Origin of the sequence: Bradyrhizobium nivariense (assembly GCF_029846695.2) — a bacterium.
In the GTDB taxonomy this organism is placed as follows: Bacteria; Pseudomonadota; Alphaproteobacteria; order Rhizobiales; family Xanthobacteraceae; genus Bradyrhizobium.
The window spans coordinates 1-25,818 of record NZ_JARWCR020000065.1 but is presented as its reverse complement, the minus strand read 5'-3'; the positions used below and the strand labels follow the sequence as shown (position 1 = coordinate 25,818).

The 25,818-nt window shown below is 63.3% G+C and carries 29 protein-coding genes; 13 read left to right on the top strand and 16 right to left on the bottom strand.

Annotated features, from left to right (window positions below):
* Positions 1 to 291 precede the first annotated feature (291 nt).
* Positions 292 to 444 carry a hypothetical protein gene (locus QCM77_RS35565; RefSeq protein WP_279667376.1) on the top strand — a complete coding sequence of 51 codons (153 nt, stop codon included), beginning with the start codon at positions 292 to 294 and terminating at the stop codon, positions 442 to 444.
* On the opposite strand, the gene QCM77_RS35560 is transcribed toward QCM77_RS35565, so the two are convergent.
* From QCM77_RS35560 to pxpB, 3 genes are read right to left on the bottom strand one after another with little or no spacing between them, the layout of a single operon-like run.
* Positions 445 to 1,215: a LamB/YcsF family protein gene (locus QCM77_RS35560; RefSeq protein ID WP_279667377.1), complete on the bottom strand. Its 771-nt coding sequence runs from the start codon at positions 1,213 to 1,215 to the stop codon at positions 445 to 447.
* A 32-nt stretch (positions 1,216 to 1,247) separates the two neighbouring features.
* A complete protein-coding gene (locus QCM77_RS35555) occupies positions 1,248 to 2,285 on the bottom strand; it encodes a 5-oxoprolinase subunit C family protein (protein WP_279667378.1) in 1,038 nt (345 codons plus the stop codon).
* On the bottom strand, positions 2,282 to 3,013 hold the full coding sequence (pxpB, locus tag QCM77_RS35550) for a 5-oxoprolinase subunit PxpB (protein WP_279667379.1): 732 nt from the start codon (positions 3,011 to 3,013) through the stop codon (positions 2,282 to 2,284). The genes QCM77_RS35555 and pxpB overlap by 4 nt, the downstream gene beginning before the upstream one ends.
* Before the next feature lie 247 nt (positions 3,014 to 3,260).
* On the opposite strand from pxpB, the gene QCM77_RS35545 reads away from it, so the two are divergent.
* Together QCM77_RS35545 and QCM77_RS35540 are read left to right on the top strand one after the other, a co-directional pair.
* On the top strand, positions 3,261 to 3,959 hold the full coding sequence (locus QCM77_RS35545; RefSeq protein ID WP_007590912.1) for a ribonuclease activity regulator RraA: 699 nt from the start codon (positions 3,261 to 3,263) through the stop codon (positions 3,957 to 3,959).
* A 23-nt stretch (positions 3,960 to 3,982) separates the two neighbouring features.
* On the top strand, positions 3,983 to 4,387 hold the full coding sequence (locus tag QCM77_RS35540) for a (R)-mandelonitrile lyase (RefSeq protein WP_279667380.1): 405 nt from the start codon (positions 3,983 to 3,985) through the stop codon (positions 4,385 to 4,387).
* Between the two features lie 141 nt (positions 4,388 to 4,528).
* On the opposite strand, the gene QCM77_RS35535 is transcribed toward QCM77_RS35540, so the two are convergent.
* The 3 genes from QCM77_RS35535 to QCM77_RS35525 form a co-directional block, all read right to left on the bottom strand.
* Positions 4,529 to 4,879 (bottom strand): hypothetical protein, encoded by a 351-nt coding sequence (locus QCM77_RS35535; RefSeq protein ID WP_279667381.1) that lies wholly within the window; start codon positions 4,877 to 4,879, stop codon positions 4,529 to 4,531.
* Between the two features lie 181 nt (positions 4,880 to 5,060).
* Complete coding sequence (locus tag QCM77_RS35530; RefSeq protein ID WP_280096073.1) at positions 5,061 to 5,963, bottom strand: DUF2147 domain-containing protein; 903 nt, start codon at positions 5,961 to 5,963, stop codon at positions 5,061 to 5,063.
* Positions 5,964 to 6,235: 272 nt separating this feature from the next.
* Positions 6,236 to 7,018, bottom strand: coding sequence for a transporter substrate-binding domain-containing protein (locus QCM77_RS35525; RefSeq protein WP_280096072.1), 783 nt, complete (start codon positions 7,016 to 7,018; stop codon positions 6,236 to 6,238).
* A 126-nt stretch (positions 7,019 to 7,144) separates the two neighbouring features.
* Here QCM77_RS35525 and QCM77_RS35520 point away from each other — a divergent pair, with 126 nt between their 5' ends.
* Positions 7,145 to 7,642, top strand: a complete 498-nt coding sequence (locus QCM77_RS35520) for a DUF1993 domain-containing protein (RefSeq protein ID WP_280096081.1) — start codon at positions 7,145 to 7,147, stop codon at positions 7,640 to 7,642.
* A 65-nt stretch (positions 7,643 to 7,707) separates the two neighbouring features.
* Here the strand turns inward: QCM77_RS35520 and QCM77_RS35515 are convergent, their stop codons facing one another.
* Both QCM77_RS35515 and QCM77_RS35510 read right to left on the bottom strand, forming a co-directional pair.
* The gene (locus QCM77_RS35515) at positions 7,708 to 8,187 is read right to left on the bottom strand and encodes a hypothetical protein (protein ID WP_280096071.1); all 480 of its coding nucleotides are present in this window, start codon (positions 8,185 to 8,187) and stop codon (positions 7,708 to 7,710) included.
* A gap of 305 nt (positions 8,188 to 8,492) precedes the next feature.
* Positions 8,493 to 9,776: a hypothetical protein gene (locus tag QCM77_RS35510; protein ID WP_279687554.1), complete on the bottom strand. Its 1,284-nt coding sequence runs from the start codon at positions 9,774 to 9,776 to the stop codon at positions 8,493 to 8,495.
* A 203-nt stretch (positions 9,777 to 9,979) separates the two neighbouring features.
* Between QCM77_RS35510 and QCM77_RS35505 the strand changes: the two genes are divergently transcribed.
* Both QCM77_RS35505 and QCM77_RS35500 read left to right on the top strand, forming a co-directional pair.
* The gene (locus QCM77_RS35505; protein WP_279687556.1) at positions 9,980 to 10,300 is read left to right on the top strand and encodes a hypothetical protein; all 321 of its coding nucleotides are present in this window, start codon (positions 9,980 to 9,982) and stop codon (positions 10,298 to 10,300) included.
* Between the two features lie 367 nt (positions 10,301 to 10,667).
* On the top strand, positions 10,668 to 10,979 hold the full coding sequence (locus QCM77_RS35500; protein WP_279687558.1) for a hypothetical protein: 312 nt from the start codon (positions 10,668 to 10,670) through the stop codon (positions 10,977 to 10,979).
* Positions 10,980 to 11,280: 301 nt separating this feature from the next.
* Here QCM77_RS35500 and QCM77_RS35495 read toward each other — a convergent pair whose 3' ends face one another.
* From QCM77_RS35495 to QCM77_RS35475, 5 genes are all read right to left on the bottom strand, one after another.
* The gene (locus QCM77_RS35495; RefSeq protein ID WP_279688340.1) at positions 11,281 to 12,270 is read right to left on the bottom strand and encodes a hydroxyacid dehydrogenase; all 990 of its coding nucleotides are present in this window, start codon (positions 12,268 to 12,270) and stop codon (positions 11,281 to 11,283) included.
* Positions 12,271 to 12,304: 34 nt separating this feature from the next.
* Positions 12,305 to 13,405 carry an ABC transporter ATP-binding protein gene (locus QCM77_RS35490; protein ID WP_280096070.1) on the bottom strand — a complete coding sequence of 367 codons (1,101 nt, stop codon included), beginning with the start codon at positions 13,403 to 13,405 and terminating at the stop codon, positions 12,305 to 12,307.
* Positions 13,406 to 13,425: 20 nt separating this feature from the next.
* Positions 13,426 to 14,337, bottom strand: coding sequence for a carbohydrate ABC transporter permease (locus QCM77_RS35485; RefSeq protein ID WP_279667388.1), 912 nt, complete (start codon positions 14,335 to 14,337; stop codon positions 13,426 to 13,428).
* On the bottom strand, positions 14,337 to 15,275 hold the full coding sequence (locus QCM77_RS35480) for a carbohydrate ABC transporter permease (RefSeq protein WP_279667422.1): 939 nt from the start codon (positions 15,273 to 15,275) through the stop codon (positions 14,337 to 14,339). Before QCM77_RS35480 ends, QCM77_RS35485 begins: the two co-directional genes overlap by 1 nt.
* 135 nt (positions 15,276 to 15,410) lie before the next feature.
* Positions 15,411 to 16,751 (bottom strand): ABC transporter substrate-binding protein, encoded by a 1,341-nt coding sequence (locus QCM77_RS35475; protein WP_279667389.1) that lies wholly within the window; start codon positions 16,749 to 16,751, stop codon positions 15,411 to 15,413.
* Between the two features lie 462 nt (positions 16,752 to 17,213).
* On the opposite strand from QCM77_RS35475, the gene QCM77_RS35470 reads away from it, so the two are divergent.
* Together QCM77_RS35470 and QCM77_RS35465 are read left to right on the top strand one after the other, a co-directional pair.
* Positions 17,214 to 18,011: a Spy/CpxP family protein refolding chaperone gene (locus QCM77_RS35470; protein WP_279667391.1), complete on the top strand. Its 798-nt coding sequence runs from the start codon at positions 17,214 to 17,216 to the stop codon at positions 18,009 to 18,011.
* 111 nt (positions 18,012 to 18,122) lie between these two features.
* The gene (locus QCM77_RS35465) at positions 18,123 to 18,500 is read left to right on the top strand and encodes a response regulator (protein ID WP_279667393.1); all 378 of its coding nucleotides are present in this window, start codon (positions 18,123 to 18,125) and stop codon (positions 18,498 to 18,500) included.
* 105 nt (positions 18,501 to 18,605) lie between these two features.
* Here QCM77_RS35465 and QCM77_RS35460 read toward each other — a convergent pair whose 3' ends face one another.
* The 3 genes from QCM77_RS35460 to glk all read right to left on the bottom strand — a co-directional run bounded on the left by QCM77_RS35460 (position 18,606) and on the right by glk (position 20,217).
* Positions 18,606 to 18,761, bottom strand: coding sequence for a hypothetical protein (locus QCM77_RS35460; RefSeq protein WP_279667395.1), 156 nt, complete (start codon positions 18,759 to 18,761; stop codon positions 18,606 to 18,608).
* A 140-nt stretch (positions 18,762 to 18,901) separates the two neighbouring features.
* Positions 18,902 to 19,105: a hypothetical protein gene (locus tag QCM77_RS35455; RefSeq protein WP_279667396.1), complete on the bottom strand. Its 204-nt coding sequence runs from the start codon at positions 19,103 to 19,105 to the stop codon at positions 18,902 to 18,904.
* A gap of 140 nt (positions 19,106 to 19,245) precedes the next feature.
* Positions 19,246 to 20,217, bottom strand: a complete 972-nt coding sequence (gene glk, locus QCM77_RS35450; RefSeq protein WP_279667423.1) for a glucokinase — start codon at positions 20,215 to 20,217, stop codon at positions 19,246 to 19,248.
* Between the two features lie 250 nt (positions 20,218 to 20,467).
* Between glk and pncA the strand changes: the two genes are divergently transcribed.
* From pncA to QCM77_RS35425, 5 genes are all read left to right on the top strand, one after another.
* Positions 20,468 to 21,106, top strand: a complete 639-nt coding sequence (gene pncA, locus QCM77_RS35445; protein WP_279667397.1) for a bifunctional nicotinamidase/pyrazinamidase — start codon at positions 20,468 to 20,470, stop codon at positions 21,104 to 21,106.
* Between the two features lie 16 nt (positions 21,107 to 21,122).
* Positions 21,123 to 22,238: an alpha/beta fold hydrolase gene (locus QCM77_RS35440; protein WP_279667398.1), complete on the top strand. Its 1,116-nt coding sequence runs from the start codon at positions 21,123 to 21,125 to the stop codon at positions 22,236 to 22,238.
* A gap of 149 nt (positions 22,239 to 22,387) precedes the next feature.
* Positions 22,388 to 24,421, top strand: coding sequence for an NAD(+) synthase (locus QCM77_RS35435; RefSeq protein WP_279667399.1), 2,034 nt, complete (start codon positions 22,388 to 22,390; stop codon positions 24,419 to 24,421).
* A 14-nt stretch (positions 24,422 to 24,435) separates the two neighbouring features.
* On the top strand, positions 24,436 to 24,822 hold the full coding sequence (locus QCM77_RS35430; RefSeq protein WP_279667400.1) for a GrlR family regulatory protein: 387 nt from the start codon (positions 24,436 to 24,438) through the stop codon (positions 24,820 to 24,822).
* Between the two features lie 80 nt (positions 24,823 to 24,902).
* Positions 24,903 to 25,661: a DUF1236 domain-containing protein gene (locus tag QCM77_RS35425; protein ID WP_279667401.1), complete on the top strand. Its 759-nt coding sequence runs from the start codon at positions 24,903 to 24,905 to the stop codon at positions 25,659 to 25,661.
* Positions 25,662 to 25,818: the final 157 nt, after the last annotated feature.

Sequence of the window (25,818 nt, the reverse complement as noted above, 5' to 3'; positions counted from 1 at the left end):
GCGCCAGGCGTCACGCCGGCAGCCGCCGTCTACTGTGCATGGGGTTGTTTTCGACTTTTTTGTCGGGCGGCGTTCTGAAGCCTTGGTTCAACCGTCATGCCATTGTCATCCGAGCTGGTTCCAGCTGGCTCGGACTTTAACGAATAAGATTCTCGGAACCCGTGTATGCGGAGAATTTGCACCTGCGATTGGGCTTCTTGAGAGAACCCTTATCGCTATTTCCGCCGCCGTCTTGCCCAAGACCCGGGTTGATCCTTCATAATCCCGCAAATGGGGCGTTGGAGATCGACCATGCGCGAACTGTCGGCGGAAGCCAGGCTGCACCTCTATGCGCGCTCGCTCTCGCGGCGGACCGGGGCAAGCATGCATCATGCTGCGATGTACAGTGCCTTCGCCGTCATCGTGGCCATCGTGTTCGGCACGCTCTCGGTGCACCCGTTCTGATCACGCCCCGCGCTTGAACGGCGCGACCTCGATCCCCGCATCCTTCAACGCCTGCCGCAGGCCGCGCGCGATGTCGACTGCGCCAGGCGTATCGCCGTGGATGCACACCGTGTCGGTGCGCATCTTGATGACCTTGCCTGTGACCGAGACCACCGCGCCATCCTGCACCATGCGCACCACGCGATCGGCGATCGCCTTGGCGTCGTGCAGCACCGCGCCTTGCTTCTTGCGCGAGACGAGGTTGCCGTCGTCCTCATAGGCGCGGTCGGCGAACACCTCGTGCACCATCGGCAAATTGGCCGCTTCGCCGGCCTTCACCAGCTTCGAATTGGCGAGCACGACGAAGATCAGGCTGGGGTCGACCGCTTTGATGCCGGCGGCGATCGCCTTCGCGGTCATGTCGTCCTCGCAGGCGACATTGGACAGCGCGCCATGCGCCTTCACATGCGTCACCTTGTGGCCGGCCGCCGTCGCGATCGCCTGCAGCGCGCCGATCTGATAGGCGACGAGGTTCTCGATCTCGGACGCTTTCAGACCCGCGATCGGGTGCCGGCCAAAACCGTGCAGGTCGCGATAGCCAGGATGTGCGCCGACCGAGACGCCGCGCGCCTTCGCCAGCTCGACCGTCCGGCGCATGATGTCGGGGTCGCCGGCATGGAAGCCGCAGGCGACGTTGACCGAGCTCGCCAGCTCGATCATCGCGGCATCGTTGCCCATCTCCCACGCGCCAAACCCTTCGCCGAGATCGCAATTGAGATCGATCGTCTTCATGGGGTGCTCTCCGCCTCTGGTCTTCTTGTCGTTTACGGCTCGGCCGCGACCTGCCAGGTCCTGGCGTCGACGGCACTTACAGCATAGCCCGCGACGTTGGCATCGCTGAGCGCTTCGATGTTGAGGGCGACGGTGTCGGCGGAGCGCAGGCGATCGGGCAGGTTGCGGATCAGTTGCGCGAATTTCTTCGCCTCGTCCTGCGCCTCGGCCATGCTGACCGCCTCGAAGCGGAACGCCGTTCCCGCCGAGGTCTGTGCGAGGCGGCCGATATCGGCCGTGATCACGGTCGCGATCTTCGGGTAGCCGCCGGAGGTGCCGCGGTCCATCATCAGCATGATCGGCGCGCCGTTGCCGGGCACCTGGATGCTGCCGTTGACCGTGCCGTCGGAGACGATGTTGTGGCCGTGCAGATGCTTGATCGCGGGGCCCTCGAGCCGGTAGCCCATGCGGTCGGAGGTGGCCGAGATCTTCCACTCGCTGTCGAGGAACAGCGCCTTGTTGGCGTCGTCGAACTCGTCGTCCTGCGGTCCCAGCACGACGCGGATCGGACCGCTCACAGGCTTCGGCAGTTCGATGCGCAGCTCCGGTGCACCGCTTGCGGCATCGACGGTGAATTCGTCGCCGGCCTGCAGCGGGCGCGGGTAGGGGCTGCCGAGACCGGCGCGGGCGTTGACCGCGAGACTGCCGAACACCGGCTCGCCCTTGATCCCGCCTTCGATCGCCAGATAAGTGAACGCACCGCCGCGGGCGAAGCCCAGCGTCAGCGTCTCGCCGTCTTTCAGCGTCACCGATGTGTCCATGGCGACCGCGCGTCCGGCGATGTCCGCATTGCGCGGTGCGCCTGAAATCGCGACGCGCACGGCACCGTCGCACGCAGTGAACGAGGCGCCGAACGGGCCGACCTCGACAACGGCTGCGAACGGCTCGTTGCCGACAAGGGTGTTCGCTGCCGCGAGCGACAGACGGTCCATCGCTCCGCTGACCGTCAGGCCATAGCGTTGCGCTCCGTGGCGTCCGCCGTCCTGGACGGAGCTTGCAGGCCCGATGCTGGCGATCACGAGCCGGCTCATGCGACCACCTGCTCGGCGATGATCTCGCCGGCCTCGGCGGCGCGGTCCTGTTCCTCGAAGGTCTTGTGGTCGATGGCGTAAAACGTCACGCGATCGCCGGGTTCGGTGAGGAAGGTCGGATTGCGGTGGAGCTGATAGGTCCGCACCGGCGTGCGGCCGAGCAGGTGCCAGCCGCTCGGGGCAGCCAGGCACTGGATTCCGGCCTGGATGCCGCCGATCGAGATCGTGCCGGCGGGCGTCAGCAGCCGCGGATTCTGCCGCCGCGACATCTGCAGGGATTTGTCGAGGCCGCTGAGATAGGACCAGCCCGGCGTGAAGCCGATCATGGCGACCTTATAGTCGCCGGCGACGTGGCGCGCGACGATGTCGTCGGGCGTGGTGTTCAGCGCCTTGGCGACATCCTCGAGATCGATGCCGTGCTCGCCGCCATAGGCGACGGGAATCCGCCAGCGGCGCGCCTTGGTGGCCGGTGGCAACGGTTGGCTGGCGAGCGCGAGCAGCTTTTCGCCGAGTGCGTCGAAGCCGATCTTGCCGGGATCGTAATGCACCAGCAGCGAGCGATAGGTCGGCACGGACTCGGTGATGCCGTCGATGGGGCTTGCTGCCAGCGCCTTGTCGAGCGCCAGCACACTCTGATTGGCGTCGTCGTCGATGGTGCGGCTGAACTCGACCGTGACGGCGCTGTCGCCACTGGGCAGAAGGCGGGGCGGGGGAAGCGTCGCGGACATGGGCTGTCGAAATCGGGCTTCTGGAGATACGCGGGCTCGGCCTTGAGTTCCGCTTGTCCCTGCTTCGCGTAAATGCGCCCGCAAGTCCAATAAATTAAAGCAGGGGGAAACGATAAAGCCTTGTTATCGCGACGCATAACAGCGCTGCGGCCCTGCATTATTGGTATCTTCTTGGCCCTTGACGCGAGGCCCGCACCTCGCAAGATGCGCGGCGTCATTTCCCGCCATCCGGAGCTCGTCTGTTTCCATGTCGCTGTCCCCCGAAGCCCGCAAGACCCTCGCCGGCATCACCACTGCCACCATCACCACGGTCCTGCTGAAGAAAGGCCTGCGCAACATCTGGATGCGCGGCGCCCGTCCGCTGCGCCCGGGTCTGCCGCGCCTGGTGGGACCGGCCTTCACGCTGCGCTTCGTGCCGGCGCGCGAGGATCTGGCGACGCCGGAATCCTGGTCGTCGCCGATCTCGACCCGCACCGCGATCGAGGCGATGCCGGAGGGCTGCATTGCCGTGGTCGATGCCATGGGCATCACCGATGCCGGCATCTTCGGCGACATCCTGTGCGCGCGCATGATGAAGCGCGGCGTCACCGCACTCGTCACCGACGGCGTCGTGCGTGACGTCGAGGGCGTGCTCGGCACCAATCTGCCGGTCTGGTGCGACGGCTATGCCGCGCCGCCGTCGGTTGCCGGCCTGACCTTCGTCGGCTGGGGCGAGCCGATCGGTTGCGGCGGCGTTGCGGTATTTCCGAACGACATCGTCGTCGCCGACCAGGACGGCTGCGTGCTGATCCCGCAGGCGATGCTCGAACACGTGCTCAATGAGGGTGTCGAGCAGGAGCGGATGGAAGCCTGGATCGTCAACGAGGTGAATAACGGCGCGGTGCTCCCGGGGCTCTATCCCATGAACGCCGAGACCAAGGCGCGCTACGCCGCCAGCAAGAAGTAACAGGACAGCAAGCGAGGTTCCCTATGGAGATCACTGTCGCAGGCACGCGCCCGACCCGTCGCGCGCCCAAGGAACACTTCACCGGCACGGTCCTTCAGGACCCCGTCATCATGGCGCCTGCGCCGGCACGGTTGAACTGTTCACGCGTGTCGTTCGAGCCCGGCGCGCGCACCAACTGGCATCACCATCCGCTCGGGCAGACGCTGTACGTCATCTCGGGCGTTGGCCGGGTCCAGGCCAAGGGCGGGCCCATCAGGGAAATACGCCCTGGTGACACCGTCTGGATTCCACCGGGCGAGCTGCACTGGCACGGCGCCACGCCGACCAATGGCATGACCCACATCGCCATGCAGGAAGCGCTCGACGGCGTGTTCTCGACCTGGTTGGAGCCGGTGACCGACGCGGAATACGGGGCGGCGGTCGGCTAACTCTCGCCCCCCGGACAAGACGTATCGCCTTGGGGCGATACGCGCCGATCCAGGGCCCGGAGGTCTCCGCAAAGCAACATCCCTGGGTCTCGGCTCTGCGGAGCAGCGTTGCACGCTGCACCGCGTCCGGGACAAGAGAACTTACATCCTCTCCGCCGTCCAAGTGCCCGTGCACATGGTGCCGCGCCAGGTGCCGGAGCCTGAGGTGCCGCTGAGCCGGCCGAAGCCGACGGCGCGCTTGATGCCGGTGCTCAAGGTGACGTTGATGCTGCCGGCGTCCGCGACGCGGCCGGACGCCGTCACTGCGGCGCTGCTCGACGCGATCTGACCATTGTTGATCCCGATCGAGACGGTCGAGCCGTTACCGCAGGTCTCGCTCGACGACGAGATGCGGACATTCCATGCGCCGTCGAAAGTGCTGGCGCTCGCCTGCGCGGCCGGCAACGCGATGACGACGATCGTAGCGAAAAGACACTTGCGAAAACCGTTCATGACACGCCCCTTGGGTTGATCATGCGGGGATCGTGGCATGGGCCCGGAACCGGCGATGTGAGGGCTGTCACGTGCGCAACGGGCTCTGTGAGGTGGCGCACTTCGCAATCGACTTGGCGGGCAAAAGCAAAGGGGCCCGCGTTGCGGGCCCCTTTGTCTCGGTCAGAGTGTCTCGCCGAAGTCAGTTCGCACGCGTCCAGGTCTGGCCGCCGCAGAACATGCCGCCGAAGGCGCAGCCCTGCACGCGCAGCCGATCGGTGCCCTTCGGCGCGATGGTTGAATCGTAGGTCGAGCCGGAGTTCGGATCGAGGATGCGCCCGGACCATTTCTGGTCCTTGTTCTGGTCCTTGCCGGGCTTCATGTTGATCAGAACCTGCTCACCATTCTGGTTCGATTTCGAATCGACCGAGTAGCCGCAGAGATTGTTGCCGCATTGCTCGATCCGGACCTTGCCTTCCTTCTCCTCGGTGAGCCAGACGCCGAGCGGTGAATTGAGATCGCGCGTGGGCGCGGCCGCGGGACCTGGCGGCGCGACGGCAGCCGCCTGAACAGGCGCCGGGACGGGAGGCGGAGACGGCGCCGGAGGCGCGGCTGCGACGGTCGGGGCAGGCGGTGCGGGCGGTACTGCGGCCACGGTCGGGGCAGCAAGTGGGGCCGGCTGAGGCGGCGGCACTAGCGCCTCTTCGGCCGGAGCATTGTTTGCCCTGGTTGCTGCCGGAGGCGCTGGCGGGGCAGGAGGCGCCACGGCCACGGGAGCTTGGACAGGGGCTTGCTCGGCCGCCGGAGGCGCCGCGACAGGCGCGGGGGCCGGCACCGGATTGGCCGGCGGCTGCGGATCAGCCTTGACTTGTTGCGGTGCCTGCGGGTCCGCTTTCGAAGTTCCCTCCGTTTTCGAAGTTCCCTTGGCCTCGGTCTTGGTCTTCTTTGCCTTGCCCTGGCCGGTGTTGTCGTAGACGCCGGGGATTTGCACCGTGCCGCGGTCGGGATCGATGCGGATGGTGCGCCCGCCATAGTCGAAGGTGTACTGCGCCTGCGCAGCGGTGCTCGCCAAAAGGAATGCGGCCATGGCCAACAGCTTCCTCATTTCCGTCTCCTGAAACAGGTGGTCCCCTTACCGACGCTTACGCCCCGGTTCGATCGCAAAAAGTGATCTAGATCACTGTCACCGTATGAGTCGTGCTCCGGCGGTGCCGGGTTCAATAACGCCGGAGCCGGTCCAAAGTTTGGCCGGGGGCAAGCGACAGGAGGACGCGGCCTAAAGCGCGATGAGATCAGGATGAATTATCATCGCGCTTTAGGTTGTTGTTTGAGCATGATCTTTTCGGAAAACCGCTTCGCACTTTTCCGGATCATGCTTTAGTCGAACCAGGCGGCGTAGATCTTCCTGTAGCTGCCGTCCTCCATGGAAATGTGCAGCCATTGGTCGACGAACGCCTTCAGCGCCATGTCCCGCTGGAGCCAATAGGCCTTCTCGGAGAAGTCGAACGGTTTTTCGGGATGCACCGCGCAGAGCACGCCTTGATGCTGCTTTTGCTGGTAGCGCGTCTCGGAGGCGTCCGTCATCATCAGGTCGGCATTACCCTTGGCGATCTCGTCGAAGATCACGGTATTGTCGGGGAAGACGGTGATGTCGGCGTCCTTGATGTTGGCACGCGCGAAGCGCTCGTTGGTGCCGCCGGGATTGACGATCACGCGGGTGCCCTTCTTGTCGATGTCGGTGATGCTCTGGTACTTGCCGACATCGGCACAGCGCGCGATCGGCGTCTTGCCCTCGCGCATGATCGGCGTGGAGAAGAAGCCCTTCTTCTGCCGGTCGAGCGTGACCGAGACGCCGCCCATGGCGATGTCGAACTGATCGGCCTCGAAATCCTTCATCAACTTTGGCCAGGCCGTCGGCACGAATTCGACCTTGACGCCGAGCGCCTTGCCGAGTGCTTCCGCCATGTCGACATCGAAGCCGTTGAACTGCTGCGTCGTCTTGTCGAGATAGGTGAAGGGCTTGTAGTCGCCGGTCATGCCGACGCGCAAAGTGCCGCGCTTGACGATCTCGTCGAGGCGGGAGGGCGCCGCCTGCTGTGCGTGAGCCGAAAGGTTTGCCAGCAGGACCACGGCCAAAGCCGCCAAAATTCGAATGGTCATTCGAACGATCATCTCTTTTCCGCCAATGCCCGAGCTGTCATTGTGCAGCTCTTGAGGATTGGATTTAGACCAGATGCCCGTCGCTGGCGAGGCGGAATTGAAGGGAATTTTGACGTGACGATCTCGATGTATGACGCCTCGATCGGCGTCTTCGTGCCGTATCTGCGCAACCTGTCCGCACTGCTCGACAAGGGCGTTGCCTATGCCGAAACCCGGAAATTCAATCCGGCCGTCCTGCTCGGCATGCGCATGGCGCCCAACATGTACGATCTGGCGCAGCAGATCGGCGAGGCCTGCCGTCATGCCACGGTCGCCCCGGCCTTGCTGGCAGAGCGCGAGCCGGTGACGCTGCCGGTACTGGAGCACGACATGGCCGGGCTCCAGGCCCGCATTGCGACGTCAATCGAGTTCATCGAAAGCCTGCCGCGCGCCGAGATCGATGCGGCTGCGGAGCTGAAGGTCTTCTTCAGGCTGAAGAACGGGACCGAGCTGCCCTTCACCGGGCGGACGCTGCTGCTGACCTTCAGCGTTCCGCAGTTCTTCTTTCACGTCACGACCGCGTACGACCTGTTGCGGCACGCAGGCGTCGAACTCGCGAAGAAAGATTTCCTGGGGAGGAAGTAGAGGTAGGGCCCCATGGTCACCTCTCCCTTCAGGAGAGGTGAACAGAGAGAGACGGCCGAAAGTAATTACGCTTCGCCGTTGCGCTCGTAATCGGCGAGCGAGCTGCGGCCGGCGATCTCGCTGCGCAGCTCTTCGAAGCGCCGATGTGCCTCGTCCTCGTGCGCGTCGACGAAATGCACGGCGGCCTCGCTGGTCATCGGGCCGCTGATCACCGGCACGGACTGCTCGCCGATGGTCTCGTGGACGTAGTACTGGCCGTCGTCGCCGTGATGGACCGTCCATTTCAGACGGATCGCCACCATCGGCCCCGGACCGACCTTGCTGTAGCCGTCGGCATCGGTGTGCTCCGGCACCAGTGGCTGCTCCTCGACCACCGGATGCTCATCGACAATCGGGTGCTCGTCGGCGGCCACGTGCTCACCAGCAACCACCATTTCGGTCACGGTCACGGTCTCGGTCTCCCGGACTACGAGAACGGGCTCGGGGTGCTCCAAGATGCTGGCGATGGTCGCCAGCGCGTGGTCGGTCGGGTCGATCTCTGACAAGGGTCCATCCTCCAGCTCGACGCGGCCGGCAAGTCTGTCCCACTGCCGCCGCGGCCGGACTTATTACACAGGTTTGATTAAGGCTGAGTTGGGGCTCGATCTGCGCCAAAATGGGACGCATTCTGGCGTTCCGAAGGCGGGCGGAGGGCCGCCGTCCTCCCGTTCGCTCAGCGCAGGACGTCTTGGTCAGTGATGTGAACGCGCAGATTATCGAGGATAATGCCGGACATCAGTCCCTCGAAACACAAAATGAAGTGCTCGGGACATGACTCCGGTTATCGGTGCAAGAATTCATTATGAGAAGTTCAGGACCTGATCCCCTCTGTCTTGGCAAGGCCGCTGAGGCCTTTGCGGTCGAAGTTCACTTCGTTGTCGCCGACCTTGAGCTTCAACTGCGAGGCGTTGCCGACCAATGCTGATGCCAAATCGTCTGCTGCCGTGTGCTCCTGAGAGGAGCTGTCGCCGTGGGTGAATAGATTACGAGTGACACCTTCTAGCAGAGGCGCAGGGATTTCGGAGTGCTGATCTCTTCGCCACTCCATCGCGGTCTCCACGACCCAACTGGCGCGGTTGATATCGAGTTCGAACTGCTTGAGTAGGAACTCGGCGGAGGCGTGCTGCTCGAACCACCGGTTCATCCATCTTACGTAGAAAAACAAGGCGCCAACTAGCGCGATCGTCACAATGCTCTGCTTAACAAATGCCCAAGCGAGCACAGGCCAATCGACTTTTCCGACGTCCAGACTCAGCACCGTACTCGCCGTGACGTAGTTCGCGCCAAGCAGCGCCGAGATCAACACGATCAGTGCGATGTGGATTGGCAGGCGCAGGCGGGTCGTCTCAGGTGTGAGTGTGAACTTCTGCTGTCTTTCGAGAATCCGCTTGCGCAACTCTCCAAGCGTCCCGCGCCTCGCGTGCATATAGTCTCGGTCATCGAGGTCTTTACGGCGCTGCTTTAGGGCTTCAGAATCACGCCGCAGCGCCTCTAACCTGCTCTCGTGTTCTTTGCTCAACCGTTCTCTTTCGGTGGCGGTCTCGCCTGCCAGCCTGAGCTTCTCCTGCTCTAAGGCTGTGGTCTGTTCCACAGTCCACTCCGTGATCTTTTCGATTTGCTGCGCGAAACTGGTTTCCAGTTTCAGGACTGTCGAGTGATAGATCGCCTGTAGGTCGTCGATCGATTTGGCCGCCAGTTCATCGCGCTTACTGACACCACCGAGCGTGATCTTGCGATCGAGATGGTCGAGCAGCGCAATACGAGCTTCGAGAGCAAGACCACCTTGATTGTCGCTGTGGTTGATATCGATTTCGTCGTAAAACGGGCTTAGCCGGCCTGTGTCTTGATTGCGGGCGTAGCTGATGTTGAAATTTTGGAAGCTCAGGCTGATGCGGGTGATGAGATAGCGGCCAGACCCTCGCTCCAATTCGTCTAAAGCCCCCTTTTTGTCTCCAGGGTTGAGGACGTCGATGGGGTCGAGACCTGCTGCTTGCAACGACATGCTGGAGGGGGATTGTATCCCTTGCAGTTCTCGGAAAATCGCGAGTGCCGTTTTGTCATCAAGACGCGGAACTGCTGATTTGGTACTGGCCATCGTGATCCCCCCGGGGCACACTTGTACGCCGCCTGGTTGAATTGCCCCATAACTCACACGTAGCCGTCCTCAGATTTTTTTCGAGCCAAAATCCGACCTCAGCGGGCGCCCCAGCGCCCCGCGGGGGTATCCCGGCGGGCCATTGCTTGGTCCCAATCCGGCCTTGTTCAACTGGAACTCTCGGCTTTTCACAGGAGGTCCCGATGTTGAAATTGTCATTCATGCGCCAGCCGATAAGCGATCACGCGTATTCAGCTCGGAAATCTTTTGATGCGACGCTGTCCATGGATCACAACGGTCGACCGAATGACGAGCAGCGATGGCTCCGATTTGGGTTTTGCGACGAGCCGAACGGTCATTTGTATGCCTCCGCGATCTACCCAAGGGATTTCGAGAGGATTGCTCGATTGATGATCGAAACCGACCCAGTGGCTGCTATCCACGCGTTTGGAGCTGCTTTGCAGGGCGCGCCGATCGAACGACAGGATCCCATGCTGGGCGACGACGTAGTCGGCCCGCACTAAGGAGCCCTAGCCGCCGCTAAGAAGCGCGGCAAGACGCTCGGGGGCAATCGTGGTGTGGCGCCCACGGCGAAGATGCGGGCGGCCTCTACGGCGATCCAGAAGCGCGCCAGCACGCGGGCTGCTGACGTCGGCCCGGTGATCGCGGAGCTACAGCGAGCCGGCGCTGCGAGCCTGCGGGCTATTGCGGAGGGACTCACAATGCCCGCGGCATCCCCACGGCCCGCGGCACGGTGTCTGGTCGGCGGTGCAGGTGGCGCGGGTGTTAGAGCGCATCACTGGGTGAGGGGCCGCCAAGGGCGACGATGGCGGCCGAGCGAAAATGCTGTTAGTTTGCTAATAGCCAAGGCTGCCGCGTTTGGGGGTGAACATGAAGCCGCTTGCTGTTGTTGCTATTTTGCTGGCGATCGGTCTTGTTTGGTGGAGCGCCCGCAGCGGCAGCAGTGAGAGCCTCGACGCTATCCACCACGCCTTTGAGGACTGTGCAGGCAAGTTTGACGACGTCGGCAAGATCAAATCGTGCGTAGACGATCAGCTGAAATCGCGCGGTCCCCATTGGTATGATGTCGGCGCTGATACGCTTTCGATCCGAAACTTCGTGATGGCGACGAAATTTGGGCCTGCACCCGGCGACATCTACGTCAGTTGCAGCCGCTTGCCGCGACCCAGTTGTAACCCTTGACGCGGCCTGCGGCGTAAGGCGCACTCTTGCGCCAACTCCACGCGCGCGACCACCGCGGCGGAGAGGGCGGCGAAGGTCGCCTTCATCGAAGCTCTGGACGACGGAGCGATCGACTTGCGGGGCCTTATCGGGGCGATCCTAGAACTGGATGCAGCGGTCATCGCCGAAGCTGCATAGACCGCACGCTAACGACCAAGGGCCCGCCTCTCGGCGGGCCTTTTTTGTTACCCCAGAGCTACCCCGATGGAATTGTAAGTTCGCTAAAAGGCAACAAAATATAGCTTTATCATGGGTTTGCTAACTATACTAAGACGTCCTGGTTGATGATGTTTTGCCTGATGGGGTCGCCGTCCAGCACACTCAGGATGTTGCGCGCGGTCTGCTCGCTCATGCGGCTCACCGCCTCGACCGTGACGCCGGCGACATGCGGGGCCATGATGACGTTGGGCAGCGCGAACAGCGCGTTGCTGACCGGCGGGGGCTCCACCTCGAAAACGTCGATGCCGGCACCGGCGAGCTTGCCCGAGACCAGTGCGTCGTACAGCGCCGTCTCTTTCACGATGCCGCCGCGCGCGGTGTTGATGAGATAGGATTTCGGCTTCATCCGGCCGATCCGCGCCGCGTCGAACAGGCCGACCGTTTCCGGCGTCTTCGGACAGTGGATGGTGACGAAATCGGCGTGGGGCAGTGCGGCATCGAGGTCGGCGACGGGCTCGCAACCGGCCGCCTTGATCTCGGCTGCGGGCTTGTAGGGATCATAGACCTGCACCTTCATGTCCATCGCCAGGCAGCGCTTGGCGGTGCGGGTGCCGATGCGGCCGAAGCCGATGACGAGGACCGTCTTGCCGTACAGATCGAACGGCAGCATGCCGAGCCGGTCGGCCCATTTGCCGTCCTTAACGCAGGCGTGCATCTCCTGCGCGCGTTTTGCCAGTGTCAGCATCATGAACAGCGCCTGCTCTGCGACCGAGGGCGAGTTCGCGCTGCCCGCGACCATCAGCGGCACCTTGCGACGGGAAAGAGCGGGGACGTCGACGGCGTCGTAACCGACGCCGATCCGCGTCACCACTTTCATATCTTTCGACGCTTCGAGCTCAGTCTCGCCGAAGGCGGTGGCACCAAGCGCCACGCCGTGGACCGGCGCATGGCTCTCGAGCAAGGCCTCGAAGTCTTTGGCGGAGATCAGGTTCGGAAACTCGATGAGCTCGATGTCATCTCGCTGGGTGAGGAGGGCGCGCGCCCCTTGCGACAAAGTTTGTGTAACGAAAATCTTCTTCTTGTTGGTCGCCATTGCTCCCCGCCTGCTCGCGTTTCTTGGACCGGCGTCACAACACGACGCCGGTCTCTTCGTTTAGCAGGTGCATATTGTTGAGGTCCATCGCCAAACGCATGGGTGCCCCGTCCTTGGCGCCCGCATTGGGATCGACGCGGCCGCAGACGGGCGTGCCCTCGAGCCCGAAATAGACCAGGGTCTCCATGCCCATCGGCTCGGTGACGTCGAGCACGGTGTCGAAGGTTTCGACGCCCGGCCCCAGATGCGCATGCGACTCGGTGAGATGCTCGGGCCGGATGCCGAGCAGGAGCTTGTCGGTGCGCGGCAGTGCGTTGTAGCGCGTGGCGCGGGCCGGCGGCAGCGCGAAGGCGATGCGGTCGGTCAGGCGGATCTGGAGCGTGCCGCCGGCATCCTCGAGCCGGCACGGGAGGAAGTTCATCGCGGGCGAGCCGATGAAGCCCGCGACGAAGCGCGTCGCCGGCTTGTGGTAGAGCTCGTTCGGCGTGCCGATCTGCTCGATGCGGCCCTTGTTCATCACCACCACGCGGTCGGCCAGCGTCATCGCCTCGACCTGGTCGTGGGTGACGTAGACCGTGGTGGTCCGCACCTTTAGGTGCACTTTCTTGATCTCGATCCGCATCTGCACGCGCAGCTTGGCATCGAGATTGGACAGCGGCTCGTCGAACAGGAAGACTTTTGGGTTACGCACGATGGCCCGCCCCATGGCGACGCGCTGGCGCTGGCCGCCGGAGAGCTGCTTCGGCTTGCGGTCAATCAGGTCGGTGATGTCGAGGAGGCGGGCGGCTTCCGTCACCCGCGCCTTGATCTCGGCCTTGGGATAGTGCTTCAGACGTAGCCCGAACGACATGTTCTCCGCGACCGTCATGTGGGGGTAGAGCGCGTAGTTCTGGAACACCATGGCGATGTCGCGGTCTTTCGGCGGCACGTCGTTGACCACGTCACCGCCGATCATGATGTCGCCGTCGGTGATGTCCTCGAGTCCCGCGATCATGCGCAGCGTGGTCGACTTGCCGCAGCCGGAGGGGCCGACGAGCACGATGAACTCATGGTCGGAGATGTCGAGATCGATGCCGCGCACCGCCTCGACATCGTCGTAACGCTTGATCACCTTACGCAGGGAAACGTCGGCCATTGCACTTCAACCCCTCGTTCTCAACCCTTTGTCGCGCCGGCGGTCAGGCCGGCAATGTAATAGTCCATCAGGAAGGCGTAGATGACCAGCGGCGGGGCTGCGCCAAGCAGCGCGCCGGTCATGATCTGACCCCAGTTGAAGACGTCGCCCTTGATCAGCGTGGTGGTGATGCCGACCGGCAGCACGAGCTGGTCGATGGACGTCGTGAACACCAGGGGATAGAGGAACTGCGCCCAGGACACGGTGAAGGCGAATATGGTCGCTGCGATCAGGCCGGGCAGGGCGACCGGGATGAAAATCCGCGTCAGGGTCTGGAGCCAGGAGGCGCCGTCGATGAGAGCAGCCTCGTCCAGCTCCTTCGGGATCGAGGCGAAATAACCGATCATGATCCAGGTGCAGAACGGCACGGTCAGCGTCGGATAGATGAACACCAGCACGTACCAACGGTTGAGAAGAGGGATACCGGTAAACTCCTGGACCACCGCGAGCATCTTGAACAAGGGAATGAACAAGAGGCTGTCCGGGATCAAATAGGTGAGAAAGACGCCGGTCGCGAGTGTCGCCGAGCCCCAGAACTTCATCCGCGCCAATGCAAACGCCGCCGGAATGCTGATCAGCATCGTCACGATCACGACCACGATCGAAATCATCGACGAATTCCAGAAGAATCGCAGGAACTGGTTCGAGGTCAACAGCTCGACATAGTTCGACAGCGTCGGATGAAAGACCCACCAGGGATTGGTGGCGGCCGAGATCTCCGCGCTGCTCTTGAGCGAGGTGATCAGCATGTAGACCGGCGGGACCAGGAAGAAGATCGCAAACAGCACCAGGAAGAAGTAGGACCAGCGCAGCGCCCAGGTGCGGTCGCGGCTCATGCTTCGAAGCTTGACCTTACGTGTCGGTCCGGTTTTGTCGATCGCAAGCGTGCTCATCAGGCTTCGTTCCCGCGTTTGTTGACATCGCGCAGGATGAAGATCGCTGCGACGGCGAGGATCGGCACCATGAACAGCGAGACGCAGGCGCCGAGCGGAATGTCGCTGCTCTGGATGCCGACCTGGAACGCCCAGGTAGCGAACAGATGCGTCCGGTCCAGCGGACCGCCGGAGGTGAGGATACGCACGATGTCGAAATTGGCGAAAGTGACGATCAACGAGAACAGCGTGGTGATGGCGATGATGTTGCGCATCATCGGCAAGGTGATGTGCCAGATCTTCTGCCACCAATTGGCGCCGTCGATCGCCGCGGCTTCATAGAGCTGGTCAGGAACGGATTTCAGCGCGGCCAGATACATGATCAGGAAGAATGGCGCGCCGTACCAGACGTTGACGAGGATGACGGAGAAACGCGCCCAGAAGGTGTCCCCGAGCCAGGGGATGGGACCGACGCCGAAGAACGAGAGCGTGTAGTTGAAGGCGCTGTAGGAGGGATCGAACAGCCACAGCCATGCCAGCGTGCTCATTGCCGGCGGAATCACCCAGGGCACCAGCAGCATGCCGCGCCATTTACGTTGCTTTTTGCCCGGAATGTTGTGGACGAAATGCGCGACGATGAAGCCGATCAGCGCCTTGAAGACCACGGCGGTGATCGCAAAAATGCAGGACTGTCTCACCACCATCCAGAACGTCTCGCGCTTGAACAGGAAGGTGAAATTGCCGAGGCCGACGAACTTCGTCATCGCCTTGTTCAGCGTCGCCAGGTAGACCGAATAGAAGGCGGGATAGAGCACGAGCAGGACGATCAGGAGGATCAGCGGCAGCGTCAGGAAGAACGCCACGGTCGATTTTCGTCCCATTGCATTGCGCAGGCTCGCCCGTTTGCGCGGGCTGGCAGCACGAGCGAGACGGCCTTGCTCAACGACGACATCGGCCATGACGTTAGCCTCTTTGCAGGACGTGTAGAACAGCGAAGCCGGCGCAGCTGTCGGCTTCATTCGGCATGCGGATCGATCGAGGGGGGCCTCGGCGGCTCACGCACAAGGCGTGAACCGCCATGGCACACACCCGGCTCAGGTCCGCATGAAGCCCTCGCACTCGCCCTCGGCCCAGGCGAGCGCCGTCTCCATCTTCTCTCCTTGCGCAAAGCGCAGCGCCATCTTGGTCAGCGTCGCCTGGAAGTAGATCTGCTGTGCGATCTTCGGCGGCGCAGGCGACGCGGCGATCGACATCGTCTGCTGCTTGTAGGGATCCGGATAGTGGAAGAGCGTGCCCTTCGGCGGCCCTTCCTCGGCCCAGGTCTTGAACTTCGTCATGTTCGCGTAGGCCGGAAGATCGTACCCGCCGCTCGCCGCGACGAACTTTTCAATCGCCGCGGGCGAGGACAGATGGATGAGCAGGCTCTTGGCCGCCTCCTTGTTCTTCCCGAAGCTCCAGACGCCCCAGAAGTAAGGCAGGAACGGCGCAAAACGTCCCTTCGGACCGGACGGGAAGCCGTGCGTCCAGCACTGTTCGGCGACTTGCGGTGCGTCGCGCTTGGCGACGGCCCAGGCGCTCGGCGGATTCAGGATCATCGCGCCGCGGCCCGAGATCAGCCATTTGTTGTTGGACGCATCGTCCCATGACGGTGCGTCGGTGGGCAGCACGGCGATCAGCTTCTTGTAGAATTCGAGCGCCTGCCGCACTGCGTCGGTCTTGACGGTGACATCGCCCTTGGCGTTGACGAGCTCGGCGCCGAAGGACTGGAAGATCGCGCCGGCAGTGTCGACGCTGTCGGTGGTCTCGCCGAGACCGATGCCGAATGGGAAGCCGGCCTTGTGGCAGGCCTCGGCGGCCTTCAGGAACGTCTCCATGGTCCAGTTGTCTGCCTTTGGCGGACTGCCGGCCGGATACATCTCCTGCACGTCGATGCCCGCGTGCTTCTTCATCAGATCTATGCGGGAGCAGGGACCCTTGATCTGGCTTCCCGGCGTCGCGGGCACCGCCAGCCATTTGCCGCCCGACTGCCCGAGATATTTGACGGTGCCGTTCACCTCGCCGTTCTGCTTGATAAGCGGCTCCATGACGTCGTTGAGCGGTTCGAGATTCTCGGAATAGGCGTGCGGCCACCAGCTCGGCATCTGGAGAATGTCGTGACCGGACTTGGCCTGGGCTTCGGCCGCCGCGGTCAGCTCGATCTTCTTGTTGTTGCTGGTGATGTAGTCGATCGAGACTTCGACCTTCTCCTTCTCGCCCCATTCCTTGACGAGGGCGGTGGAGGCATCGTTGGCGCCGGGCACCCAGTGGTCCCAGAAGCCGATCGAGAGCTTGCCGGCGGCGTAAGCGCCTCGGACGTAGGGCGCCGTGATCAGCGCCGCGGAGGACATTGCAGTGGCAGCCACAAATTGACGTCGCGTCAGTGTCTTGCGTGACATCTCGTTTCCTCGCTTGGGTGTTTTATTGCTTTGGTGTTTCCTCTGAACTCTTCCGAGTTTTGCTTTTGATTTTCTTGTTGGGAGTTTCTTGTTGGACGTTCTTGCAAATTGGTAGCGCGATCAGATCATGATTGACCGCGTCTGTCGAGAAAACCGAACGCCTCGCGCCTAGAACTAACGTTGTGTCCGGGAAGGCGGCATAGCCTTCGGTGTCGTGCGCCGGCCGTGAACCACCGCCCGGTCGTTTTGCGACGCACACTTTGCGCAGATCCGCCGGAGCGACACGAGCGCAATTACGCCGCAGTTTCGAATGAGCCTGCATAAGCGCCTCGCGCCAAACACTTTTCGGGCGTGGATAGCAATCGTCCGCACCTAGACCTCGAAGCGGCGAAAACGATAGAGTTGCAACTGGCGGGTGGCTCTCACCCCAATAGGCCAATCAGACCGACCATGGAGACCAGAATGATCAACCCGGCGCCGCCCGCGCGGCTTTACCTGCGACGATGGTTCGCGCTGGGGTCCGTTTTCGTGTTGCTGCTCGGCGCAGCCGCAGTGGCGAACGCTCAAGGTTTGGTCAAAGGCGTTCAGGAAGGAGCGGCGGCCGGGAACAAGGCGGCAGGTCCGGTCGGCGGCGTGCTCGGCGGCGCGATCGGCGGTGTGGTCGGCGTCTTCACCGGCGTACTCGGCGTCAACAACAATAACGGCAGTCAGGGGCCGGCCGCCAAGGATGCTGGCAAGGACGGCAGCAAGGATGCCAGCAAGGACTCCAAGCCGGGCGCCGGCAAGGACAAGGATGCCAAGAGCGCCAAGGCGGGCAAGGGCGCCAAGGCGAGCAAGGAAGCCAAGAATGCGCCGCAGGACAATAAGGACGTCCCCGTCCTCACTCAAGCCGGTGCGCCGCAACAGACCGCCGAGCAAATCGTTGCCAACAGCGATTCCTATATCGAGCGGATCAAAACGGAACTGAACCTCACGCCCGATCAGGAGAAGCACTGGTTCGGCTTCTCGAGCGCCATGCACTACCTGGGGCACAATGGTGCAGAGCGGCTCAACCTGCGGATCACCCGGGCCAAGCGGGATCCACCGGACGACATCATCGAGCAGATGCGCAACGAGTCGCAATTCCTGATCGATCGCGCTGCCGACCAGCGCAATGTCGCCGACGCCGCCGAGCCGCTTTTCTCGAGCCTCGATGACAAGCAGAAGCAGGTCTTCATCCAGGAGATGGTGCGGCTCAGCCATGAACGAGGATTGGATTGATCAAGTTGAATCGGATCGGGCGCGTCTGAATTAACGGCGCCCGCCACGAATTCGTGAATCCTCTTCGCAATTCGGTTATGCTTAGCTTCGTGGGCTGATTGCGGGGTTGATATGGCGGACGGACTCTCCGTTTTCCTGGTCGAAGACGAGGCGTTGATCCGGATGATGATGGCGGACATGGTCGAGGAACTCGGCCACCACGTCGTCGCGGAAGCGGACAATGTCCGGGACGCCAGCGCTTTTGCCATGACCGCGCAGTACGATCTCGCGATTCTCGACATCAATCTCATGGGCGTCTACGTCGATCCCGTCGCCGACCTGATCGAGCGCCGCGGGAAGCCGTTTCTATTTGCCACGGGCTATGGGCCCGAGCTGCTGCCGTCCTTGCTCCGGCGCCGGCCGATCCTGCGCAAGCCGATTACGATCGATCAGCTCAAGGCGATGATCGATTCGATGTTTCCGGAAGCGGCGGCGAAGACGCCGCACTGAGCGAAGGCGCTACGCTGAGCGACGGCGAAGGCGCCGCGCTGAGATCGCCAACGAAAATGGCCGCCCATCAGGGGCGGCCATTTGGCGACGGAATTCGTCCCGGTCTCACATCAGGCCGGCGCTGAGATCGATGCCGCGCGCCATCAGGCCGAACGAGGCGACGAGGCCCGTGCAGCAGAACAGCAAGATGGTCTTGAACGTAGAATCGGCCAAACGCGTTTCGACGGCGGCCGGCATCGCGACGAGCGAAGTCATGCTCATATTCATTCCCCCCTTTATTGCCCTGAATTGCATCAGGTGAGGGAACTCTTAGAGCAAAAAGTTTGACGCGAGCTTTCGAGGGATCGTTAACGGAATCGCAACTGGTCCCGCGTTCGCGAGCGCAGCAACGGGATCACGCCTCAGTGGCGCCCGTTCTTCAGCACCGTGGCGATGGTGTGAGCTGTCATGGCCGCACGGTCCGAAGCACGCTGGGCGGCGAGCCGGTCCTGCGCTTTTTCCTGGATCAAGAGCTCGATCAGGGCCAGCCGCTTGTCTTCGTCGTCCGCCTCGATCAGCAGGCGGTGATAGCGGTGATAGTCGAAACCCAAATCCTGCTTACGCACGTCACGCCCCCGCAACTACGCCGCACAAGCCGGATTGTTTCTCATCCGAAACGTGCGCGCAAGCACGATCCGGCATGGAACCGCGCGTGCGATGCAATCAGCTGTGAATTACTGAACCCGCGCGGAGGGAGGGGCGCGCCTTAAGGCTGGTTGTGCTCGGCAAACATCTTCAGGCCGACGAAACTTGCATCAGGTTTCGTAACCAGCCTGGTCGGGATGTTGCGCAGATAGTCCTGGAAGCGCCCTTTGGCTTCGAAACGCGCCCGGAACGCGGAGGCTGCAATGAACTCCGGAAAACGCGGCACGATTCCGCCGGCGATATAGACACCGCCGCGGGCGCCGAAGGTCACTGCGAGATTGCCGGCGACCGAGCCGAGAATGGCGCAAAACATCTCCAGCGTCGCGCGGCTGAGTTCGCAACTGCCCGCCAAGGCCGCCATCGTGATGGCAGCAGCATCGCGATGCGGCACCTGAGCGCCGTCGACCTCGGCCAGCGCCTCGTAGAGGCTTTGCAGGCCGGCACCGGACAACGCGCCGCGCTCGATGGAGACATGGCCGAGGCGTCGGCGCAAGGCCGCGATCACGCGTTCCTCGCGCTCGTTCTCCGCCGGCAGGGTCGCGTGGCCGGCCTCGGTGACGACGGCCAGCCGCGCGCCATGGCGCTCGACCAGACAGGAAACGCCAAAGCCGGTTCCAGGCCCGACCACCAGCAACGGCTCGCCGGGAAGGCCATCTTGTCCGCCGAGCGGGATCAGGTCGGCGGGCTGCAGGGCGGGCAGAGACCAGGCCACGACCTCGAAATCGTTGAGAACATGAACGCTGTCGAAGCCGAGAGCCGGCTGGAGCTCGTTGCCGTCGATGACCCACGGGCTGTTGGTCATGACGCAGCGATTGTTGGTCACCGGACCCGCCACGGCCAGTACGGCCCTTTGGGGCGGTTCGCCGCCAGACTGACGCGCGAGAACGTCGACGACGGCTTCCCGGACGGTCGGGAAGTCTGCCACCTTCACATAGTCGATCGGTCCGGTCTGATTGCCCCGACTGAGCGCGAAGCGCGCGTTGGTGCCGCCGATATCGGCGAGAAGAATCTGTCCTGTCTTGCCGATGGCCATGTCCATTGGGCTGCCGCTGCCTTGCCGGCTGCGGGAACCGCCCCCTCCGCTCTGTCCGATCGCAAGATGCGAACGGCTTCAGAATCCGTCCTCGGGTGGATCTAGTCAACACGCACGAGGCCAAACCGTTGCATCCTGGGAACGGCGGGGCATTCGCGCAGATCGCCGTATGTTGTCGGTGGTTGCGAAACAGCGCAGGAAGATCGACATTGGAGAGAGCGTTCGGCGCCGGTCGCGCGGGACGGCTGGAATGGATCTTGCGATGAAGATTTCCGACCGCGACGTGCTGCTGGCCATCGACGTCCAGAACGATTTTTGCACCGGTGGGGCGCTCGCCGTTCCCGGCGGCGAGAAGGTGGTGCCCGCCATCAACCGCATCGCCCAAAAATTCGCCAATGTGGTGCTGACCCAGGACTGGCATCCCCGTGATCACGTCTCCTTTGCCCCCAACCATGCGGGCAAACAGCCGTTCCAGACCATCGCGCTTGACTACGGCGCCCAGGTGCTCTGGCCCAGGCATTGCGTGCAGGGCACGGCGGGCGCCGAATTTCATCGCGATCTCGACATCACCCGCGCCAGCCTCGTGGTGCGCAAAGGATTTCGGCGCGGCATCGATTCCTATTCGGCACTGTTTGAGAACGACCACAAGACGCCGACCGGCCTGCTCGGATATTTGCGCGAGCGCGAGTTGAACACTGTCTTCGTCGCCGGCCTCGCGTTCGACTTCTGCGTCCGCTTCTCGGCGGAGGATGCCCGCAAGGCGGGGTTCGAGGTCGCCGTCATCGAGGACGCCTGCCGCGGCATCGATCTCGACGGCTCGGTCGCGGCGACCCACCAAAGCTTTCGGCAGCTTGGCATCTCGGTCGTCAGCCTGGAGGCGTTCTTGTGAAGATCACGAGGTAACGATGGCGGCGAAGACCGGCAAACAGCCAAACGGACCCGGGCATGTCCCCGAGGATCCTTTGCTGTGGCCGTTCGCTGCGGCCCGTCTTGCCATGGACGCCTGGTTTGGGTGGCTGGACCGCGCTCCAGCGGAGCAGGGCGACAGCAGCCTGCCATGGACGACGCCCAGCTCGGTCGCGCTTGAGCTCGCGACCATGCGCCTGCGCGATTGCACGCGGACGGGGGCCGGCCAGCCGGCACTGGTCTGCGCGCCCTATGCGCTGCATCGAGCCCTGATCGCCGACTTCGCACCCGGCCACAGCGTGGTGCAGTCGCTGCAAAATGGCGGCATCGACCGGATCTATCTCGCCGATTGGCGGTCAGCCACGCCCGAGATGCGCTATCTCTCGATCGACAGCTATCTTGCCGATCTCAACGTTGCCATTGACGAGATCGGCGCACCGGTCGATCTCGTCGGTCTGTGCCAGGGCGGCTGGCTATCGCTGCTTTACGCGGCGCGCTTTCCGGCCAAGGTGCGGCGGCTCGTGCTGGTTGGCGCTCCCGTCGATCTCTCGACCGAGTCCGCGCTCTCTCGACTCGCCCGCAACGCGCCGGAGATGGTCTATGACCAGCTCGTCGCGCGCGGCGGCGGCAATGTCAGCGGCGAGGAGATGCTGCGTGTCTGGTCCAAGGCGCCGAGCCGCGAGGACATTGTGACGGCGCTGCAGAGGGAACTCTTCGGCGAGGAAGGTGCGGCGCTGCTGGCGCGCTTCGAGCGCTGGAACGCCGAGACTCTCAATCTGCCCGGCGCCTATTATCTCGAAATCATCAACTGGATCTTCCGAGAGAACCGGATCGCGAGCGGCCAATTCACGGCACTCGGCCGCGTGATTGATCTGAAGCACGTCAAGGCGCCGGTCTTCCTGCTGGCCGGGCTCGATGACGACGTCGTGCCGGCTGCGCAGGCGCTCGCCACCGCCGGTTTGCTCGGCACGCCACCGGCCTTCATTGCGGCGGCCTCCGAGCCCAGCAACCATCTCGGCCTGTTCATGGGCGCGCGAACTCACGCCCATGCCTGGCCGCGGATTGCCGGGTGGCTACGCGGCGATCTGTCCGGCGTGCTGGCCCGTAGCGCCTGACTTCGCCGGGCACCGGGCGGACGAGCCTGCAAATCCGTTATGCATGAAGGTGGATGGCCTGCACCGGACCGGCTCGATGGGTTACATATGGTCCGGAACTGACGGCTGCGGCCGGCCGCAGACAGATTGAATTGAAGGTACTGCGCTCGATGAGTTTTCACTCGATCTACGCCCACGGATTTGCGCGCGTGGCGGCCTGTGTCACCACGTCCCATGTGGCCGATCCCTCGGCCAACGCGAAGGCCGTGCTGACGGCGGCCAATGCGTGCCACGAACAGTCGGTGGCGGTTGCCGTGTTTCCCGAGCTGTGCCTGTCCGGCTATGCGATCGAGGATCTGGTCAAGCAGGATCCGCTGCTCGATGCGGTCGAGCGCGGACTTGCCACGATCGTCCAGGCCTCCTCGACGCTGATGACCGTGCTGATCGTCGGCGCGCCGCTGCGCTTTGGCCATCGCATCTACAATTGCGCCGTCGTCATTCATCGCGGCAACGTCCTCGGCGTCGTCCCCAAGAGCTATCTGCCGACCTATCGTGAATTCTACGAGGGGCGGCATTTCGCCTCCGGCGCCGGCATCCTCGGCGAGACGATCGCGTTCGGCGGGCTGCATGCCCCGTTCGGCACCGACCTTGTGTTCGCGGCCGAGGACGTTCCGGGCCTGACGATCGGTGTCGAGATCTGCGAGGACATGTGGATCCCGGTGACGCCAGCCTCCGAGCTCGCGCTCGCGGGCGCGAGCGTGCTGATCAATCTTTCGGGCAGCCCGATTACGATCGGCCGTGCTCGCTCGCGCGCGCTGCTATGCCAATCGACTTCCGCGCGCTGCCTCGCGGCTTACGTCTATTCCGCCGCCGGGGCAGGGGAATCGACCACCGATCTGGCCTGGGACGGCCAGACCTCGATTTACGAGAACGGCGTGCTGCTGGCAGAGGGCGAGCGGTTCCGCCAGGGCGGCCAGATCACGCTGGCTGATGTCGATCTCGACCTGCTCAGGCAGGAACGCGCGCTGATGGGGACGTTCGACGACAATCGCCGCCAGCGCGAGGCTTTCTTCCGCAAGGTGACTTTTGCCCTGAAGCCGCCGACCGCCGATATCGGCTTCCTGCGCAAGGTCGAGCGCTTTCCGTTCGTGCCGAGCGACGAGAGCCTGCTCGAGCAGGACTGCTATGAGGCCTACAACATTCAGGTCGCGGGCCTCGTGCAGCGCATGCGCGCGACCGGCACCAAGCGCGTCGTCATCGGCGTATCGGGCGGGCTCGATTCCACCCATGCCCTGATCGTCGCCGCCAAGGCCGTCGATCTCCTTGGCCTGCCGCGCGAGAACATTCTCGCTTACACCATGCCCGGCTTTGCCACCGGCAGCGAGAGCAAGACCAATGCGCTGGCGCTGATGAAGGCGTTGCAGACGAATTGGCAGGAACTCGACATCCGCACGACGGCGACGCAGATGCTGAAGGACATCGGCCACCCCTTCGGCAATGGCGAGAGGGTCTACGACGTCACATTCGAGAATGTGCAGGCGGGCCTGCGCACGGACTATCTGTTCCGGCTCGCCAACCATCACGGTGGCATCGTGATTGGAACCGGCGATCTCTCGGAGCTCGCGCTGGGCTGGTGCACCTACGGCGTCGGCGACCAGATGGCGCACTATAATGTCAACGCCGGGGTGCCGAAGACGCTGATCCAGCATCTGATCCGTTGGGTGATTGCCTCGAAGCAGTTCAGCGACGACGTCAACCGGACGCTTGCCTCGATCCTGTCGGCCGAGATCTCGCCCGAGCTGGTTCCGGTCAAGTCCGGCGAGAAGCCGCAAAGCACGGAAGCCTCCATCGGTCCCTACGAGCTCCAGGATTTCAACCTGTTCTACACGCTGCGCTTCGGCATGCGGCCGTCCAAGATCGCCTTCATGGCGCTGCAGGCCTGGAAGGACGTCGCCAAGGGCGAATGGCCGTCGGCATTTCCGACCGATAAGCGCAGGGCCTATGATCTCAAGGAGATCCGCCGCTGGCTTGAGGTGTTCCTGCGCCGCTTCTTCGCCTTCAGCCAGTTCAAGCGCTCGGCGATGCCGAACGGGCCTAAGGTCTCGGCCGGCGGCTCGTTGTCGCCGCGCGGCGACTGGCGCGCGCCGTCGGATTCGAGCGCGGCGGCGTGGCTTGAAGATCTCGAACGGAATGTACCGGTTTGAGCGGGAGATGCGTTATGTCGGCCGGCGATGGGCCCGAGCAGGGCGGCGATCCAAAGAAGGTCCTCAACGGCCTCTACATTTTTGAGATTGAGATGCGCGACGGCAAGCGCGGCCAGGCCAAAGGTGTCGTCGTGCTCTGCGATGGTCGCATCATGGGCGGCGACAGCTATTTCTACTACAGCGGCAGCTACACCTTCCGGAACGGGAAATGGCGCGGCGATATGACCGTCAATCAGCACACCGAGGCCGTTGGCAAGCCACTCGCGTTCGGCGGCAGGGAAGTGACCTGCGGCTTTTCGGGCGACTACTCTGCCGACGGCGCCGAGGTCGAAGGCATGGCGCTGGTTGGCAAGACCAGCGTGACATTCACGGCGCGGCTCACACTGAAGGACGCCATGTGAGCTCGACCTGATCTGGCACGCCGGTGAGGCGCACGGCCGCCGTTCCCCTCAGGAACCTTCACGCCAATACGACGTTCGCGTTGGCAAATTATGAGCGCAACCAGAACCAGCCACCGCGCAATGCAGAACAGCAGCCTCCTGTGCAACAGGGCAACCGTCCGGCAACGGCAACCGACTCGAGCCGGACGGCTCCGGCCAACAGCGCACAAAGCGCCCCGTCTCAAACCGGGACGCAGACCAATCAAGCCAATCAGACAACCCAATCCAACACGCAGGTCAATCAGCAGACCCACGTGACCTCCGAGACGCAAGTGCGCATTTCCGAAACGCTGAGCCGCGGGCGCTTGGCGGAACCGGAGCGCAATCTGAACATCTCGATCCGGGTTGGAGAGACGATCCCCCCGCGCCTGCGGCTTCATCGTCTGCCGCCGGAAATCGTATCGATCGAGCCTGAATATCGGGACTACGAATATTTCGCGACGGATGAGGACGTCGTCATCGTGGAGCCGCGCACGCATCGCATCGTCAGCCAGGTGCCGCGCGATCCTTCGCGAGCCCGCGCCCAAATGAGTGGCGGTACTTCATCGAGCATGGCCGCAGCCGGCGGCAGCAACGTGAACTGCCGGATCATGCGACGTGATGCCTCCGGCAACGTCGCCGAAGCAGAACCGTCAACGGTGGGCTCGAGCGCGCGCCCGGATTCGCTGAGCGTGACTGTTCAGTTCCCCGGTGGCGGTTCGTCCGCCCCCATCGCGCTCGGGACTGCGGCTGGCGATATCGTCGTCGCCACGCAGGGGCAGGGCGATTGCACCGTCACGATCGAGCCGCAGACGCGGTAATCGCCTGAACCAGCTGGCACACGAAAACGCGCCGCCAAGCTGAAGAGCCGGGCGGCGCGAAAACGCGTTCAATCTAGAAAGTCCCGAGGTCCGGAGTGCCTAGGAGTCCGGACCTCGTCACCTTGCCCCAGCCTTTGATCCCCCCGCCCCATGTGGT